The sequence below is a fragment of the Lactococcus lactis genome (assembly GCF_029023865.1).
GTDB lineage: Bacteria > Bacillota > Bacilli > Lactobacillales > Streptococcaceae > Lactococcus > Lactococcus lactis.
Map to the genome: position 1 here is coordinate 513,442 of NZ_CP118969.1, position 17,183 is coordinate 530,624.

Here is a 17,183-nt window from a genome sequence, read left to right on the forward strand (position 1 = left end):
AGGCCCACAATGCTTATGGTATAATTTACTATAAGTATTTTTTAACGAAGTAGGAAAAAATGAACGAAAAAAAGAAAGGTTTTTGGTCTGAAGCAATTCGAGTGACCAAAGAAAATGATCCGGCAGCTAGAACTGCCCTGGAAGTCTTTTTGACCTATCCAGGAGTAAAAGCTCTTGCAGCTCACCGAATTTCACATTTTCTTTGGCGTCATCATTTGAAACTTTTGGCTCGGATGCACTCACAATTTTGGCGATTTTGGACTCAAATTGAAATTCATCCAGGAGCAGAAATTGCCCATGGCGTCTTTATTGACCATGGTTCTGGATTAGTTATTGGCGAAACTGCCATTGTTGAAAAGGACGTCAAGCTTTATCATGGAGTTACCTTGGGGGGGACAGGAAAAGATAAAGGGAAACGTCATCCAACAATTAGACAAGGGGCATTAATTTCTGCCCATTCTCAACTTTTAGGTCCTATTGAAGTTGGAGAAAATGCAAAAGTAGGGGCGAGTGCTGTTGTGGTAACAGATGTTCCGCCAGAAGTAACTGTTGTTGGAATACCTGCAAAAGTTGTTCGAGTTAAAGGTAAAAAAGATGTCGAGCGCATCATAAGCCTTGAAGAAAAAAGAGAAGCAAGCTATCATTCATCACATTTGTGAGGAGAAATGAGAAGTGAAAAAGAGAAAAGTAGCCATTTATGAGGGACATTTACTTGCAACTTTAAAATCATTTACGGATGCTGTTATGTCTATCATTGCAACGATTATGGTTTTAGAAATTCCTTTACCAAAACTTATTGGCAATAATCAGTATGATTTTCGTGAAACAAGCAGCTCACTCATTATTTTCTTTGTGAGTTTTCTGGTTGTTGTTTCTTATTATTTTCAATTTAGTAAGTTCTTTGGACGCATAAAGAAAATAAGTGGTTGGCAGATTTTTGCTTATACAATTTTTCTCATGCTTGTCTCACTTTTTCCCTTTATGACCCAAATTGATAATGGAATTCATCCCGCATACTTCACAATCATCTATGTTTTATATATTATTGTGACCTCACGGTTTGCTTCTTTGCTTATCAAATATACTTACCGCCTGAATGAAATAATAATCAGCAGGCATCAGTCACGTAAACCTTGGGATTTGATTGTGATGTCTGCACTTGCTATTGTGATTTCGAGTATTGGATATCCTGCTTATACGGGGATTCCATTGCTCTATTTACCAATACGTTCTCTTATCACCTCTATTGTTTATGATGAAGATTAAGAAGGAAATAGAATGAAAATATATAATACTTATAGTCGACAGCTAGAAGATTTTCAGCCGATTGAACCTGGAAAAGTAAAAATGTATGTCTGCGGACCGACCGTTTATAATTACATCCATGTAGGAAATGCTCGTTCTGTTGTTGCTTTTGATTTGGTTAGAAAATATTTGGAATTTCGAGGATTTGAAGTTCAATATATCTCTAATTTCACAGATGTTGATGATAAAATTATCAAGGCAGCAGCTAATGAAAATATCAGTACTAAAGAACTTTCTGAACGTTATATTGCTGCTTTTTATGAAGATACTGATGCTTTAAATGTTAAAAGAGCCAGTCAAAATCCGAAAGCAACAGAATTCATCGAAGCGATGATTGAGTTTATTCAAGAACTAGTGGATAAAGAATTTGCTTATGTTTCTCAAGGAGACGTTTATTTCCGTGTGTCTAAATCTAAAGATTACGCTAAATTAGCGAATAAAAATCTTGCAGATTTACTTGCGGGCGCTTCTGGACGTACGGATGAAGAAACAAAACTTAAAGAATCACCAGCCGATTTTGCTCTTTGGAAATCTGCGAAAGCTGATGAAGTTTCTTGGCAAGCGCCTTGGGGAGCTGGTCGTCCGGGCTGGCATATTGAATGTTCAGTCATGTCAACCTCATTATTAGGCGAAACAATTGACATTCATGGTGGAGGAGCAGATTTAGAATTTCCACACCATACAAATGAAATTGCACAATCTGAAGCAAAAACTGGGCAAAAGTTTGTTAATTATTGGATGCACAATGGATTCGTAAATGTCGATGGTGAAAAAATGTCTAAATCACTAGGCAATTTCACAACTGTTCATGAACTCCTTCAAGTAGTTAATCCACAAATTTTACGTTTCTTTTTAGCAACTACTCATTATAGAAGACCAGTCAATTTTACTGATGATGCACTGACAGAAGCTGAAAATAATATCAAAAAAATTGAAAATGCTTATCGTCATTTGGATGAGCAAGCTGAGTCTAATTTGTCAGCACTTACGACTTTCAGAAATGATTTTGTTGCTGCCATGGATGAAGATTTCAATATTGCCAATGGAATGACTGTTTTTTATGACTTTGTTTCTTGGGTTAATAAAGGAAACGGTGGGCCTGAGGTCAAAGAATTTTTTGACCAAGTTTTAGAAATTTTAGGGATTAAATTTAAATTTGAGCAAAGTTTGGACAGCGAAATTGAAGCCATGATTGAAGCAAGACAATTGGCACGAGAAGTCCGTGATTTTGCGAAGTCAGATGAAATTCGTGACGCTTTGAAAGCTCAAGGGATTGTTCTTGAAGATACAAAAGACGGGGTACGGTGGCATCGTGAATAAGCAACAAGCAGAACTTTTGAATGGTATTGCATTGGCCTATATTGGGGATGCGATTTATGAGGTCTTTGTGCGTGAGTACTTATTAGATAAAGGCCTGACAAAGCCCGCCATGCTTCAAAAAAATGCAACGAAATTTGTGTCAGCTAAAGCACAAGCAAAAATTATTTCTGCAATGGATGAAGTTGATTTTTTGACTGAATATGAATTGACTTATTTTAAAAGAGGGCGCAATGCTCATTCTAAAACGACGGCCAAAAATACCGATGTTGTTACTTACAGAATATCAACAGGTTTTGAAGCTGTTGTTGGAATTCTCCATTTAACGCAACAAAAAGAGCGACTTCAAGAATTTTGGGATTTTTCCCTTAAAACAATTGAAGCAGATCTGGTTTAAAGTTTATTAATTACAAAGATCAAAGTATTAAGCAAATTATTTTAGAAAAAGAAAAAAATCCGCTAGAATAGGTATGCAAAGATACAAAGAAAAAAATCAGCGGAAAGAAGAAGAGATGTATAGAGTAGTTACAATGTACGGCACCGATGAACCATGGTGGTTCTTCGACGGCTGGAAAGAAGATATAGTTTCAGTAGATGAGTTTGATGATTTTTATAAAGCTTTAAAATATTATAAAAAAGAATGGTTTGAAATGGCTGAGAATTTTAAAGAATTCACTAGCAAGTCTGGCTTGCAAACAGCATTTTGGAAAAACGGAGATGAAGAATGGTGTGAAGACTGTGTAGGTTATTTACAGCGCTATCACAGCATTGCTTTGTTGGAAGACTGGCATGCGATTCCGCTTGAGAAAAAGCGCTCAGGTTATAGTAAAAAATCTGGAGAACTCCCAGAACGTTTCTGTTCCATGAAAACTGAAAATTAAAAAATGAGAAAGTTTACTGACTGAGTAAGCTTTCTTTTGTTCTGATAGAATAATCGTAAGCATTTCATTGGTAAGAAACTTGAAATTATATTATAATTATTTTATAATATAAATCTAATGTTAGGAGGCGCTATGAAGAAACCGTTAATTATATTAGATGGATTTTTAATATTACTTATCGCAGTTCTTGGACTGGCATTATTTCATAATGTTCAGGAACAATCTAAAGAGCATTCACTATCGAATTCAACAGCAAGCACACAAAATTCGACTGAAAATAAAACAAAAACAAATAATACAGGAATCAAAATAAACACCAAAGAAATCAAAAAAGAAAATTTTATAACACTATCAGGTCTTTGGAAGAATAGCTCAATTGCTAAGAAAACTAAAACTCTTGTTATTTCAGGTCCTTCGGCAACTTTTGAGGGTCAACAATATGACTTAACTTTGGAAGGAGTGAGTTCAGAAAATGAGCTACCTTATTTGAAGTTGATAGGTGAAGGAATTAACTCAGGGAAGTTTCTAGGCATCTATCCACAAGGGAGTGCTATTCCAGTAAGATTAGCTAATGGTAAAATTGATTACGCAGGTCAATATGATCCTACTGACAAGAAGAAAGATCGTATCATTCTTTTTAATGATTATATGTCTGCTCAAGATATCATTGAGCAAGTTTTATACCGTGAATTGGAAGAAATCTTTTAAAAACAGTCTAAGATTTAAAATGATAAGAAAATAGTCTTGAAAAAATGTTTAAAATGAGTTAAAATATCATTATCTTAGATAAGAACTCGATGGTCAAAGCTCGGGAAAATATGACAAGAGACTTTTAAAAGTTACTGACAGAAAAATCAATTGTGATTATTTTCTGTCAGTAACTGATGAGAGGATTTTTTGACATATTTTTCACAGCTTTGGCTTTTTTATTTGCAAAATATTTACTGACAGCTTTTAACAAGGCTTATTAAGGGCTATAAAAGCTGTCAGTAAAAGAATGATTAATAATTCTGTCAGTATTTTTGCAAAAACTTTTATCAAAATATAAAGAAAGGCGAATTTAAAAAATTCGTAGTAAAAAATGAATTTTCAAGAAAATTATGATGTTGTTGTCATTGGAGGAGGACATGCAGGGGTTGAAGCTTCACTAGCAGCTGCACGGATGGGCTCTAAAACATTACTCATGACGATTAATCTTAATATGGTTGCCTTTATGCCATGTAATCCATCAATTGGTGGCTCAGCTAAAGGAATTGTTGTCAGAGAAATTGATGCGCTCGGTGGTGAAATGGGTCGCAACATTGATAAGACTTATATTCAAATGAAGATGCTTAATACCGGAAAAGGTCCAGCAGTTCGAGCTCTTCGTGCTCAAGCCGATAAAGATGAATATGCCGCTTCAATGAAGAATACAGTTTCAGACCAAGAAAATTTGACACTCCGTCAAGGAATGGTTGAAGAACTTATTCTTGATGAAGAAAAGAAAAAAGTCATCGGAATCAAGACTTCGACAGGAACTAAATATGGTGCTAAGGCAGTAATTATCACTACAGGAACAGCTTTGCGTGGTGAAATTATTATTGGAGAACTTAAATATTCTTCAGGACCCAATAACTCTCTTTCATCAATTGGTCTAGCAGATAATTTACGTGAAATTGGATTTGAAATTGGTCGTTTTAAAACCGGAACTCCTCCACGCGTTTTGGCGAGTTCTATTGATTACGACAAAACAGAAATTCAACCAGGTGATGAAGCGCCTAATCATTTTAGTTTTATGAGCTCTGATGAAAATTATCTAAAAGATCAAATTCCATGCTGGCTCACTTATACTACTGAGAATAGTCATACTATTTTGCGTGATAATTTACACCGAGCACCACTTTTTTCAGGAATTGTTAAAGGAGTAGGACCACGTTACTGTCCTTCAATAGAAGACAAAATCACTCGCTTTGCTGACAAACCTCGTCATCAACTCTTCCTTGAACCAGAAGGACGGAATACAGAAGAAGTCTATATCGGTGGACTTTCAACTTCAATGCCTGAAGATGTCCAATTTGATTTAGTTAAATCAATTCCAGGACTTGAAAATGCTCAAATGATGCGTCCGGGTTATGCTATAGAATACGATGTGGTGATGCCTCATCAACTCCGTCCAACACTTGAAACAAAACTGGTTTCTGGACTATTTACAGCGGGACAAACCAACGGGACCTCAGGCTATGAAGAAGCAGCAGGGCAAGGCTTAGTAGCTGGAATAAATGCAGCACTTAAAGTTCAAGGAAAGCCTGAATTTATCTTAAAACGTAGTGAAGCCTATATTGGGGTAATGATTGATGATTTGGTAACTAAGGGAACGCTGGAACCATATCGTCTTTTGACATCACGTGCAGAATACCGTTTAATTCTTCGCCATGATAATGCTGACCGCCGTTTGACTGAAATTGGCCGTCAAGTGGGCCTTGTTTCAGATGAACAATGGGAACATTACCAAGCAAAAATGGCTCAATTTGACCGTGAAATGAAACGATTGAATTCAGAAAAACTCAAACCTTTGCCTGACACACAAGAAAAATTAGGAAAATTGGGCTTTGGACTAATTAAAGATGCGCTGACCGGTGCAGAATTTTTGAAACGACCTGAAGTTCACTACAATGAAGTCATCGATTTTATCGGACAAGCACCAGAAAAGATTGACCGTACTGTCATTGAATTGATTGAAACTGAAATTACTTATGAAGGCTACATCAAAAAAGCAATGGACCAAGTGGACAAAATGCATCGCTTGGAAGCGAAACGAATTCCTAAAAATATGGATTGGGATAAGCTTGACTCAATTGCTACTGAAGCCCGTCAAAAATTCAAAAAAATAAATCCAGAAACGCTGGGACAAGCGAGTCGGATTTCAGGGGTAAATCCTGCTGACATCAGTATTCTCATGGTTTACCTTGAAGGAAAATAATTAAAAATTAAAATTTTACTGACAAAAAGTTACTGACAGAAAATTTTTGGGAGAGTCCTTGGGTTCTGTTGCAAAGTTTTCTGATAAGTCTATTTTAGTGTAAAATGAATAAAAATGACAGCGAGGATATATCAATGAACTATTTTAAAGGTAAACAATTTCAAAAAGATGTGATTATTGTCGCTGATGGTTATTATCTACGTTACAATCTAAGCTATCGTGAAATTCAAGAACTCCTTTATGATCGTGGGATTAACGTTTGTCACACAACTATTTATCGTTGGGTACAAGAATACAGTAAAGTCCTCTATCATCTCTGGAAAAAGAAAAATAGACAGTCCTTCTATTCGTGGAAAATGGATGAAACTTATATCAAAATCAAAGGTCGTTGGCATTATCTCTATCGTGCAATTGATGCGGATGGATTGACTTTAGACATCTGGCTACGCAAGAAACGGGATACTCAAGCTGCTTATGCGTTCTTGAAACGACTACATAAACAGTTTGGTCAACCAAGAGTAATTGTCACGGATAAAGCGCCCTCTATTTGTTCTGCATTTAGAAAGTTACAGAGTAACGGTTTATATACTAAGACAGAGCATCGAACCGTGAAGTATCTCAATAACCTCATTGAGCAAGACCATCGACCAATCAAACGACGCAATAAATTTTATCGAAGTCTACGAACTGCCTCAACCACGATTAAGGGCATGGAAACAATTCGAGGAATATACAAAAAGAACCGAAGAAATGGAACGCTCTTCGGATTTTCGGTATCTACTGAGATTAAGGTATTAATGGGAATATTAGCTTAAGAACAAGAAGGATTATAAACCTTGTATTTGATTTTTAAACTTTGCAACAGAACCAAAAATTGTAATGAGTTGAATATCTGACATTTTATTCTCCTTTCGATAATTTTAGTTTATTATAATTATTTTATCATTTTATTTTCATTTTATTGAATGATATGGTGTTTGAAATTATAGAAAAAATGCTGAATTGACAAGATTAAAGCCATATTCTAAAATTGTATTCTATAAGTGTCAAAAAATTAGAATTATAACCAGAATTAGAGATAAATTTCACTATAAATAATAAAAAAAATTAGGACTTGACAAGTCTTTAAATAATTGATAGAATAATAGAGTTGAAAAGCAGAAGCACCCGCTTCTCGCCTTAGAGGTTATAGCCCTGGGCAAACGAATGGAATTATTCAAAAACGAATGTTTTCATGAGCGGGGCGAGATTGTCGTTCCGCTTTTGTTTTTCTTTAAAAAAGAAGTTGCCTAAATCTTAGTCAACTTTCACATCATATTAGAAGGAGAACGAACATAGCTAAACAAGACAATAGAAAACCTATGATGAACGGTGCAATCCGTGCTCGTGAGGTTCGTCTCATTGGCGCTGAGGGTGAACAATTAGGTGTCACACCAACGTCTGAGGCGCTAATGCAAGCTGAAAATCTTAACATGGACTTGGTTTTAATTTCAAACCAAGAACCACCTGTTGCAAAAATCATGGATTATACAAAATTCATGTTTGAGCAAAAGAAAAAACAAAAAGAAGCAAAGAAAAAACAAGCTGTTGTTTCTGTAAAAGAAGTCCGTTTGTCACCAGTAATTGACCAAAACGACTTTGATACAAAGCTTCGTCAAGCCATCAAGTTTCTTGAAAAAGGCGATAAAGTTAAGGTTTCAATCCGATTTAAAGGTCGGATGATTACTCACCAAGATGTGGGTCGTCAAGTAATGGACAAGTTCGCGCAAGCAACAAAAGAAGTTGCTGTTGTTGAACAAAGAGCCAAAATGGATGGTCGTCAAATGTTCTTGCAACTTGCACCTATTAAAAAATAGGTCTTAACAAGACAACCATCTGAAAGGTTAACCTTTCACCTCTCTATTCATTGAAAACGAATGTTTAAAAAGAATAGAGGTGCAGAATAATTTTTTCTGCCAACTGATATAAATTAAGGAGAATTACAATGCCAAAACAAAAAACTCACCGCGCATCTGCTAAACGTTTCAAACGTACAGGTAACGGCGGTCTTAAACGCTTCCGTGCTTACACTTCTCACCGTTTCCACGGTAAAACTGTAAAACAACGTCGTCAACTTCGTAAATCTTCTATGGTTTCTAAAGGGGACTTCAAACGTATCCGTCGTATGGTTGCGACAATGCGTTAAGCGAACATTGTTCGCTGCATTGGAGCAATCCTCGCAAGAGCGTAAGCGACTAAGAGGGACAATGAAATAAGTCATCTAATTTTCTTGCTCCAACTCAATAAAAAAATAAATTTGTCATTATGACAAAATTGAAATCTACTAAGAATTAAAGGAGAACACACATGGCACGTGTTAAAGGTAGCGTTGCAACTCGCAAACGCCGTAAACGTATTTTAAAGCTCGCTAAAGGTTACTACGGAGCTAAACATAAACTCTTCAAGACTGCTAAAGAGCAAGTCATGAATTCATACTACTACGCATTCCGCGATCGTCGTCAAAAGAAACGCGACTTCCGTAAATTATGGATTGCACGTATCAACGCAGCTGCACGTATGAATGGTCTTTCATACAGCAAATTGATGCACGGTTTGAAATTAGCTGATATCGAAGTAAACCGTAAAATGCTTGCTGACATCGCAATCGCTGATGCTGCTGCATTTACTGCACTTGCTGAAGAAGCAAAAAAAGCTTTGGCTAAATAATTATCTTAAAAAATCTGCTGGTTTTCTAGCAGATTTTTTATATTTTAAGCAGACACTCTCTTAATTATGACATTAGGGGAGTGTTTTTTTATTCCGAATATACTAAATTGTTGCAAAAATTAATAAAAAAGAATATAATACCGTAAGTCCTTGTTTCGAAACAAAAGTAATTTGTTTTCAATAAAAGACATTTAGTATAAATAAGAATACAGAATGGAGGTAAATGTGGAAAGTGAAAATATTTTGGAAGCAAAACAAGTGAGTGTTGCTTTTCGGATTGCTGGTAAATTTCAAAAAGCAATTTATGATATTGATTTAAGGCTTAGACGTGGTGAAGTTTTAGCCATTGTTGGGGAATCAGGTTCTGGGAAATCAACTTTGGCAACTGCTGTTATGGGATTACACAACCCAAATCAAACTCAAATTACAGGCTCCATTTTATTGGATGAGGAAGAAGTGATTGGTAAAACGGGTGACTCCATGGCAAGTATTCGAGGAAGTAAAGTTGGAATGATTTTTCAAAATCCACTCACTGCGCTTAATCCATTGATGAAAATTGGGCAGCAAATCAAGGAAATGCTGGCCGTGCATGATGTTTATCCAGAAAATCAGTATGAAAGTAGAATCTTTCAACTTTTAGAACAAGTAGGAATTCCAAATCCTAAAAGAGTCGTTAATCAATTTCCCCACCAACTTTCAGGCGGGATGAGACAAAGAGTAATGATTGCAATAGCCATTGCCAATGACCCAGATTTGATTATTGCTGATGAGCCAACGACTGCTTTAGACGTTACCATTCAAGCTCAGATTTTAGACTTGATTTTAGAAATACAAAAGAAGAAGAATGCTGGGGTTATTCTAATTACTCATGATTTAGGGGTTGTTGCTGAAGTTGCTGATACAGTGGCGGTGATGTATGCCGGACAACTCGTCGAAAAAGCTTCTGTTGAAGAGCTTTTTCAAAATCCCAAACATCCATACACCCGGTCACTTTTGCGTTCAAATCCATCTGCCGAAACAGTTTCGGATGATTTATATGTGATTCCAGGGTCTGTGCCTTCTCTGTCAGAAATTGAGTATGACAAAGATTTATTTCTCGCTCGAGTGCCTTGGATGAAAGAAGAAGCTCAAAAAGTAATTTCGGAAAAAATGACTGAAATTTCTTCAAATCATTTTGTTCGAGGTCAGGCTTGGAAAAAATTTGAATTTCCAGATCAAAAATTGAAAGGGGGTAAAAAGTGAGCGAAATTCTTAATTTAAAGGACTTAAAAGTTTATTATCCTATTCGATCTGGTTTCTTTAATCGAGTGACAGATAATGTTTTAGCCGTTGATGGAGTAGATTTAACGATTCATGAAGGAGAAACTGTCGGTTTAGTTGGTGAATCTGGCTCTGGAAAATCAACGATTGGCAAAACAATTGTTGGTTTAGAACAAATGACATCAGGACAATTGATTTACAAAGGACAAGATGTCAGCAAAAAAAAGATAAGAAACCAGCTCAAATACAATAAAGATGTTCAAATGATTTTTCAAGATGCATTTTCGAGTTTGAATCCACGGAAAACAATTTACGATATCATTGCGGAGCCTATTCGAAATTTTGAAAAAATAGATGCTAATACGGAAAATAAACGGATTCATGAATTATTGGATATTGTTGGACTACCTAAACAAGCTTTAGAACAGTATCCTTTCCAATTTTCTGGAGGTCAACAACAAAGAATTGGAATCGCACGGGCAGTTGCTACTAATCCTAAGTTAATTGTGGCAGATGAACCAGTTTCAGCATTAGACTTATCTGTTCAAGCTCAGGTTTTGAATTTCATGAAGCTCATTCAAAAGGACTTGGGAATTGCATTTCTTTTTATTTCTCATGATTTAGGGGTTGTCCGCCATATGACTGATAATATTGCAGTCATGCACAACGGTCGAATTGTCGAAAAAGGAACACGAAGAGATATTTTTGATGAGCCACAGCACATTTATACTAAACGACTCTTATCTGCTATCCCTTCGATTGATGTTACAAGAAGAGCGGAAAATCGGAAAAACCGTCTAAAAGTTGAACAAGACTTTGAGGATAAAAAAGCAAATTTTTATGACAAAGATGGACACGCTTTGCCCTTAAAAAAATTAAGTGAAAGTCATTGGGCTGCTTTGCCAAAAGGAGGGGAAAATGTGGAAAGTAATTATTAGACGTATTTTATTGATGATCCCTCAATTATTTATCTTGAGTATTCTTGTTTTCTTCTTTGCTAAATTGATGCCTGGTGATCCTTTTTCAGGGTTGATTGGTCCTCATACCGACCCACATGAAGTTGAAGCATTAAGACGGGCAGCAGGTTTATATGACCCTTGGTGGGAGCAGTATCTCAGGTGGCTAGGGAATGCCATACATGGGAATTTAGGAATGTCCTATAATCTCAAAGAGCCTGTGATGACTGTCATTGGACATAGAGCGATTAATACTTTTTGGATGTCACTTTTGTCAGTTATTTTAACTTACTTATTTGCTATTCCGATGTCGATAGTTGCAGCTCGAAATGAAGGAAAATGGCAAGACCAATTGTGGTTGACCTATAATTCAATTACTTTTGGTATTCCACCTTACGTATTCTATCTCTTGATTATCTTTATCTTTGGTTATAGTCTTAATTGGTTTCCGACAGGTGGGACGGTAAGTCCAGATGCGATGGGAATAATTCCTGTTTTCTTTAGTAAGATTTATCACATGATTCTTCCGGCTTTTAGTTTGGCGGTCTTTGGAACAGTTGGAATCTTTACTTACTTCCGCTCAGGAATTTTAGATGAACAAACACAAGATTATGTACGAACGGCTCGAGCCAAAGGGGTTAAGGAAAAAGTGATTTTTAGACGTCATATTTTGAGAAATGCCTCATTACCAATTGCTTCTAATTTTGGATTTGTGATTACTGGACTCTTGGGAGGAGCAATATTTGCTGAAACAATTTTCGGCTATCCTGGCTTAGGACAACTTTTTATTACTTCAATATCTGGGCGAGATTATTCAATGATTACGGCTTTGATTTTATTAAATGGTTTTTTGGGACTTCTTGGAGCCCTCCTGTCGGATATTATCATGGCAATGGTTGACCCACGAATTCGGATTCAATAAGGAGTGAAAATGACAGAAAAAAAACACAAAAATTCTTTATCATTAGTTCACTCAATCAAAGAAGAACTAAAAAAAGATAAATTAGCGATGATTTCAACAATTTTTCTAGTTGCTGTCTTTCTAATCGTTTATATTTACTCGATGTTTTTAAAACAATCAAATTATGTTGATGTGAATATCATGGACCAATATCTGGCACCGCTGACGAATGGACATTTACTGGGAACTGATAATGGTGGACGAGATATTATCATGATGTTAATGATTTCTGCACGAAACTCTTTCAATATCGCTTTTGCAGTTACACTCATTACTTTAGTTGTAGGAAATATCTTAGGGGTAATTACGGGCTACTTTGGCGGAAGGTTTGATTTAATCTTCATGCGTTTCACTGATTTTGTCATGATTTTACCATCAATGATGATCATTATTGTTTTTGTAACTATCATCCCACGGTTTAATTCTTGGTCTTTGATTGGGATTATCAGTATCTTTAGTTGGATAGGGACAACGCGTCTGATTCGGGCAAGAACAATGACGGAAGTCAATCGAGATTATGTTCGAGCATCAAAAACTTCGGGAACCTCTGATTTTAAAATTATGTTTCGGGAAATATGGCCCAACTTGTCCACCTTAGTCATTGCTGAAGCAACGCTTGTTTTTGCTGGAAATATTGGTTTAGAAACAGGGCTTTCTTTCTTAGGTTTTGGACTTCCAGCGGGGACACCATCTTTGGGAACAATGATAAATGAAGCGACTAATCCAGAAACAATGACTGATAAGCCTTGGACTTGGGTTCCAGCAACAGTGGTCATCCTAATTGTGGTGCTTGCTATTATCTTTATCGGAAATGCACTAAGACGAGTGGCTGACCAAAGACAAGCTACAAGATAAACAACATTCAAGAGTGATAAAAATGTTTATCTATTAAAAATGGATATGATAAATTAAATATTATATTGAAGCAAGCAAGAAATAAAAAGAAATTATTGGAGAAACTAAGATGAACAAATTAAAAGTAACTTTATTGGCAAGTAGTGTAGTTTTAGCAGCTACACTCCTAAGTGCTTGTGGTTCTAATCAAAGCTCAAGTACAAGTACAAAAAAATTAAAAGCGGGGAACTTTGACGTTGCTTATCAAAATCCAGACAAGGCAATCAAAGGTGGAAATTTAAAAGTCGCATATCAAAGTGATTCTCCAATGAAAGCACAATGGTTATCGGGACTTTCTAATGATGCAACTTTTGCTACAATGTCTGGTCCTGGTGGAGGTCAAGATGGTTTGTTCTTCACAGACAGTGGATTCAAATTTATTAAGGGAGGAGCTGCCGATGTTGCTCTAGATAAAGAGTCTAAAACGGCAACGATTACCCTTCGTAAAGATTTGAAATGGTCTGATGGTTCAGAAGTAACGGCTAAAGATTATGAATTTACCTATGAAACGATTGCTAATCCTGCTTATGGTTCCGACCGTTGGACTGATTCTCTGGCAAATATTGTTGGCTTGAGTGATTATCATACGGGTAAAGCTAAAACAATCTCAGGGATCACTTTCCCTGATGGTGAAAATGGAAAAGTCATCAAGGTTCAATTTAAAGAAATGAAACCGGGGATGACTCAATCAGGAAATGGTTACTTCCTTGAAACGGTAGCGCCTTATCAATATTTGAAAGATGTCGCTCCTAAAGATTTGGCTTCTAGTCCAAAAACGACAACGAAACCATTAGTTACAGGGCCTTTTAAACCGGAAAATGTTGTTGCTGGTGAATCTATTAAATATGTCCCAAATCCTTACTATTGGGGTGAAAAACCAAAACTAAATTCAATTACTTATGAAGTTGTATCAACAGCAAAATCAGTCGCAGCACTTTCATCAAGTAAATATGATATTATTAACGGCATGGTTAGTAGCCAGTATAAGCAAGTGAAAAACTTAAAGGGATACAAGGTTTTAGGACAACAAGCGATGTATATTTCCTTAATGTACTATAACTTAGGGCACTATGATGCTAAAAATTCAATTAATGTCCAAGATCGTAAAACGCCATTGCAAGACCAAAATGTTCGTCAAGCCATTGGTTATGCTCGAAATGTCGCAGAAGTGGATAATAAGTTCTCAAACGGACTTTCAACTCCTGCAAATAGTTTGATTCCACCTATCTTTAAACAATTTACGAGTTCATCAGTTAAAGGATATGAAAAACAAGATCTTGATAAAGCTAATAAACTTTTGGATGAAGACGGATGGAAATTGAATAAATCTACAGGCTACCGTGAAAAAGATGGAAAAGAATTATCGCTTGTTTATGCGGCTCGTGTAGGTGATGCAAACGCTGAAACCATTGCCCAAAACTATATCCAACAATGGAAGAAAATTGGGGTAAAAGTGAGTCTTTATAACGGTAAATTGATGGAATTTAATTCTTGGGTCGACCATATGACGACTCCTCCAGGAGCAAATGACTGGGATATCACTGACGGTTCTTGGTCATTGTCATCAGAACCTTCTCAACAAGATTTGTTCTCAGCAGCAGCACCTTATAACTTTGGTCACTTTAATGATTCAGAAATTACTAAAGATTTAAATGATATTGATTCTGCCAAGTCTGAAAATCCAACTTACCGTAAAGCAGCTTTCGTTAAATATCAAGAAGATATGAATAAAAAAGCTTATGTTGTTCCAACAAACTTCTCGTTAAGTTATACGCCGGTTAACAAACGTGTAGTTGGAATGACGCTTGATTATGGTGCAATGAATACTTGGTCAGAAATTGGTGTTTCTTCTGATAAGTTAGCCACCAAATAGTTTTACTTAACTTTTGTTTACAAGTTTTTTTGTAAAAATACCCTCACTTTAGTTTTCGTAATTCTAAAGTCAAAGAAGCTCAAATTTATGATTTGAGCTTCTTTTGTTTGATGATTTTTAAGATTTGAACTTACGAATTTAAAAATTAATTCATTTAAAAATGCTATAATAAGCCTAACTAATAATTAATCGAGGGGGCAATATGCTAGTAAATTTTAGAGATATTCAGGCACAAAACTCAAAAGAATCCGGACTAAAAAAGAATATATTTTTTAGAGGAGGTCAGTTGACCGATTTAACAGCTGAGGATAAAAAAATTCTTACGAATAAATTCCAAATTGGGAAAATTTATGATTTTAGAGGGCAAGAAGAGGTCACTACTCAACCAGATGTTGAACTCAAAGGAATTAAATATGAAAATATAGATATTTTAGCTTCTGAAACTTCAGGAAATAATGGCTCTTTACAGGATATGATTATTAATGCCACAGATATTAGTGAGGCGATGATGAAAACTTATGAAAGTATCGTCATCAGTAAGTCTGCTTTAGAAGGATATCGAGCTTTTTTACTGGATCTTTTAGAGCAAAAACAAGCTGTTTATTTTCATTGTTTTGCTGGAAAAGATAGAACTGGATTTGCGGCTGCCTTGCTTTTAAGACTGGCAGGAGCTTCTGATGAGGAGATTATGAAGGATTATCTCAAAACGAATATTGCTCGCAAAGAGGTGAATCAAGAAATTATCAATTCATTGAAAGAAAAACTCACTGAAGACCAAATCGAGGGATTACAGATTGCTCTTACTGTGGATAAGAACTATTTATTTCATGCCAGAGAAATAATGAATGAAAATTTTGGTTCTTTTGAGGGCTACTTAAGTGAAGGGCTCTCGCTTGAGAAGGATTATATCGAGCATTTTCAAAGTCTTTATTTAAATTATAAATCATAAAAAAGTGATTTTGAACTCTTTTGCTAATTGATGTATAATTAAGTTAATAGAATACATTGGAGGTACAAAAGATGATTGGATGTAGTAGTTTTACACTAGAGAGTCAAGATAATAAACATTTTCTTTCTCGTACAATGGATTTTCAAATAGAAATGGCGGAACAAATTCTTTTTATTCCAAGAAACAAGGAGATAGGAATTGCCCACTCTAATGAAGAGACAATTGAAACATCCTATGCTTGTTTAGGGATGGGTGCGATGGAAGAGGGTCATCCAGTACTCTTTGATGGAATCAACGAAAAAGGGTTAATGGGTGCGACTTTATATTTCCCAGGCTATGCTGAATATAGTGAGAATATCAAAAAAAATCAAAAGGGAATTTCACCTGATATGGTTATTCCAACGGTCCTCACTCAAGCGAGTAATTTAGAAGAAATCATTGATTTATTTGATAAAAAATTTGTTATTATTAATGATACTAATCCAACCTTAGGTCTTACGCCTCCTTTACATTTTATTTTTTCTGATTCTAGTGGTCAAAGTTTGATTATTGAACCAAGGCAAGGTGGACTTTCAATTATAAAAGATTCAATTGGAGTGATGACAAATAGTCCAGATTACCAATGGCACGAAACTAATTTAAGAAATTATCTTTCTTTTACACCTAATCAAAAAGAAAGTATCGAACTATTAGGAAAGACATTAAAACCATTTAGTCAAGGTTCAGGTACTTTTGGATTTCCAGGAGATTTTACGCCTCCTTCAAGATTTGTTAGAACGGCTTATTTAAAAACTACGCTGAGAAACCAAGTAATGAATTAGCCGCTATTACGCTTTGTCACCATATATTAGAATCTGTAAGTATTCCAAAAGGAATTGTTATAACTGAGCATGGAGCAAGTGATTTCACTTGTTATTCGGCATATATGTGCTCAGAAACTCTAAGTTATTATTTTTCAACTTATGGTAATCAAAGAATCAGGAAAATAAGTTTGTCAGAATCCTTGAAAAATGAGAAGGAATTTAAAAACTTTCCTATTGTCAATGAGGAAGATATTTTAGAGTTAAATTGATAAATATTTAATCGAGTAAATAGGAGGGATATTCATTAAGTTCTTTGAAT

The 17,183-nt window shown here is 35.6% G+C and carries 17 protein-coding genes, 1 pseudogene and 1 other annotated feature; all 18 genes and pseudogenes read left to right on the top strand.

Going from position 1 to position 17,183, the window contains the following annotated elements:
* Nucleotides 1-59 precede the first annotated feature (59 nt).
* The 18 genes and pseudogenes from cysE (at nucleotide 60) to PYW37_RS02815 (ending at nucleotide 17,133) form a co-directional block, all read left to right on the top strand.
* Nucleotides 60-659 carry a serine O-acetyltransferase gene (gene cysE / locus PYW37_RS02730; RefSeq protein ID WP_025017109.1) on the top strand — a complete coding sequence of 200 codons (600 nt, stop codon included), beginning with the start codon at nucleotides 60-62 and terminating at the stop codon, nucleotides 657-659.
* 13 nt (nucleotides 660-672) lie between these two features.
* Nucleotides 673-1,266 (top strand): TMEM175 family protein, encoded by a 594-nt coding sequence (locus PYW37_RS02735; RefSeq protein ID WP_023189774.1) that lies wholly within the window; start codon nucleotides 673-675, stop codon nucleotides 1,264-1,266.
* 12 nt (nucleotides 1,267-1,278) lie between these two features.
* Entirely contained in the window at nucleotides 1,279-2,625 is a 1,347-nt protein-coding gene (gene cysS / locus PYW37_RS02740) for a cysteine--tRNA ligase (RefSeq protein WP_023189775.1), read from the top strand.
* Nucleotides 2,618-3,019, top strand: a complete 402-nt coding sequence (locus PYW37_RS02745; RefSeq protein ID WP_003132362.1) for a Mini-ribonuclease 3 — start codon at nucleotides 2,618-2,620, stop codon at nucleotides 3,017-3,019. The genes cysS and PYW37_RS02745 overlap by 8 nt, the downstream gene beginning before the upstream one ends.
* 115 nt (nucleotides 3,020-3,134) lie before the next feature.
* Nucleotides 3,135-3,503 (top strand): DUF1033 family protein, encoded by a 369-nt coding sequence (locus PYW37_RS02750; protein ID WP_014570710.1) that lies wholly within the window; start codon nucleotides 3,135-3,137, stop codon nucleotides 3,501-3,503.
* Between the two features lie 132 nt (nucleotides 3,504-3,635).
* Nucleotides 3,636-4,211 (top strand): DUF6287 domain-containing protein, encoded by a 576-nt coding sequence (locus PYW37_RS02755; RefSeq protein ID WP_023189776.1) that lies wholly within the window; start codon nucleotides 3,636-3,638, stop codon nucleotides 4,209-4,211.
* 373 nt (nucleotides 4,212-4,584) lie between these two features.
* Nucleotides 4,585-6,462 carry a tRNA uridine-5-carboxymethylaminomethyl(34) synthesis enzyme MnmG gene (gene mnmG, locus PYW37_RS02760; protein WP_023189777.1) on the top strand — a complete coding sequence of 626 codons (1,878 nt, stop codon included), beginning with the start codon at nucleotides 4,585-4,587 and terminating at the stop codon, nucleotides 6,460-6,462.
* A 134-nt stretch (nucleotides 6,463-6,596) separates the two neighbouring features.
* Complete coding sequence (locus PYW37_RS02765) at nucleotides 6,597-7,277, top strand: IS6-like element ISS1S family transposase (RefSeq protein ID WP_025017110.1); 681 nt, start codon at nucleotides 6,597-6,599, stop codon at nucleotides 7,275-7,277.
* Nucleotides 7,278-7,611: 334 nt separating this feature from the next.
* Nucleotides 7,612-7,737: a sequence feature (ribosomal protein L20 leader region), on the top strand.
* 86 nt (nucleotides 7,738-7,823) lie between these two features.
* The gene (infC, locus tag PYW37_RS02770; protein ID WP_003132354.1) at nucleotides 7,824-8,318 is read left to right on the top strand and encodes a translation initiation factor IF-3; all 495 of its coding nucleotides are present in this window, start codon (nucleotides 7,824-7,826) and stop codon (nucleotides 8,316-8,318) included.
* A gap of 128 nt (nucleotides 8,319-8,446) precedes the next feature.
* A complete protein-coding gene (rpmI, locus tag PYW37_RS02775) occupies nucleotides 8,447-8,647 on the top strand; it encodes a 50S ribosomal protein L35 (protein WP_003132353.1) in 201 nt (66 codons plus the stop codon).
* Nucleotides 8,648-8,808: 161 nt separating this feature from the next.
* On the top strand, nucleotides 8,809-9,168 hold the full coding sequence (gene rplT, locus PYW37_RS02780; RefSeq protein WP_003132352.1) for a 50S ribosomal protein L20: 360 nt from the start codon (nucleotides 8,809-8,811) through the stop codon (nucleotides 9,166-9,168).
* Nucleotides 9,169-9,393: 225 nt separating this feature from the next.
* Complete coding sequence (oppD, locus tag PYW37_RS02785; RefSeq protein WP_096824293.1) at nucleotides 9,394-10,410, top strand: murein tripeptide/oligopeptide ABC transporter ATP-binding protein OppD; 1,017 nt, start codon at nucleotides 9,394-9,396, stop codon at nucleotides 10,408-10,410.
* On the top strand, nucleotides 10,407-11,366 hold the full coding sequence (oppF, locus tag PYW37_RS02790) for a murein tripeptide/oligopeptide ABC transporter ATP-binding protein OppF (RefSeq protein WP_010906164.1): 960 nt from the start codon (nucleotides 10,407-10,409) through the stop codon (nucleotides 11,364-11,366). Before oppD ends, oppF begins: the two co-directional genes overlap by 4 nt.
* Nucleotides 11,347-12,306, top strand: a complete 960-nt coding sequence (oppB, locus tag PYW37_RS02795) for a murein tripeptide/oligopeptide ABC transporter permease OppB (protein WP_010906163.1) — start codon at nucleotides 11,347-11,349, stop codon at nucleotides 12,304-12,306. Before oppF ends, oppB begins: the two co-directional genes overlap by 20 nt.
* A 9-nt stretch (nucleotides 12,307-12,315) precedes the next feature.
* Nucleotides 12,316-13,200 carry a murein tripeptide/oligopeptide ABC transporter permease OppC gene (oppC, locus tag PYW37_RS02800; RefSeq protein ID WP_003140250.1) on the top strand — a complete coding sequence of 295 codons (885 nt, stop codon included), beginning with the start codon at nucleotides 12,316-12,318 and terminating at the stop codon, nucleotides 13,198-13,200.
* 109 nt (nucleotides 13,201-13,309) lie between these two features.
* Nucleotides 13,310-15,112, top strand: a complete 1,803-nt coding sequence (locus PYW37_RS02805) for an oligopeptide ABC transporter substrate-binding protein (protein WP_096824294.1) — start codon at nucleotides 13,310-13,312, stop codon at nucleotides 15,110-15,112.
* Nucleotides 15,113-15,314: 202 nt separating this feature from the next.
* Complete coding sequence (locus PYW37_RS02810) at nucleotides 15,315-16,061, top strand: tyrosine-protein phosphatase (RefSeq protein WP_012898406.1); 747 nt, start codon at nucleotides 15,315-15,317, stop codon at nucleotides 16,059-16,061.
* A 134-nt stretch (nucleotides 16,062-16,195) separates the two neighbouring features.
* Nucleotides 16,196-17,133: pseudogene (locus tag PYW37_RS02815) on the top strand (choloylglycine hydrolase family protein).
* Nucleotides 17,134-17,183 lie beyond the last annotated feature (50 nt).

Excerpts from the sequence above, each read along its gene's own strand:
- PYW37_RS02805 (WP_096824294.1), top strand. The coding sequence starts at position 13,310 with ATGAACAAATTAAAAGTAACTTTATTGGCAAGTAGTGTAGTTTTAGCA.
- infC (WP_003132354.1), top strand. The coding sequence starts at position 7,824 with ATGATGAACGGTGCAATCCGTGCTCGTGAGGTTCGTCTCATTGGCGCT.
- rplT (WP_003132352.1), top strand. The coding sequence starts at position 8,809 with ATGGCACGTGTTAAAGGTAGCGTTGCAACTCGCAAACGCCGTAAACGT.
- cysE (WP_025017109.1), top strand. The coding sequence starts at position 60 with ATGAACGAAAAAAAGAAAGGTTTTTGGTCTGAAGCAATTCGAGTGACC.
- oppC (WP_003140250.1), top strand. The coding sequence starts at position 12,316 with ATGACAGAAAAAAAACACAAAAATTCTTTATCATTAGTTCACTCAATC.
- PYW37_RS02750 (WP_014570710.1), top strand. The coding sequence starts at position 3,135 with ATGTATAGAGTAGTTACAATGTACGGCACCGATGAACCATGGTGGTTC.
- PYW37_RS02755 (WP_023189776.1), top strand. The coding sequence starts at position 3,636 with ATGAAGAAACCGTTAATTATATTAGATGGATTTTTAATATTACTTATC.
- mnmG (WP_023189777.1), top strand. The coding sequence starts at position 4,585 with ATGAATTTTCAAGAAAATTATGATGTTGTTGTCATTGGAGGAGGACAT.
- oppB (WP_010906163.1), top strand. The coding sequence starts at position 11,347 with ATGTGGAAAGTAATTATTAGACGTATTTTATTGATGATCCCTCAATTA.
- PYW37_RS02765 (WP_025017110.1), top strand. The coding sequence starts at position 6,597 with ATGAACTATTTTAAAGGTAAACAATTTCAAAAAGATGTGATTATTGTC.
- rpmI (WP_003132353.1), top strand. The coding sequence starts at position 8,447 with ATGCCAAAACAAAAAACTCACCGCGCATCTGCTAAACGTTTCAAACGT.
- PYW37_RS02810 (WP_012898406.1), top strand. The coding sequence starts at position 15,315 with ATGCTAGTAAATTTTAGAGATATTCAGGCACAAAACTCAAAAGAATCC.
- cysS (WP_023189775.1), top strand. The coding sequence starts at position 1,279 with ATGAAAATATATAATACTTATAGTCGACAGCTAGAAGATTTTCAGCCG.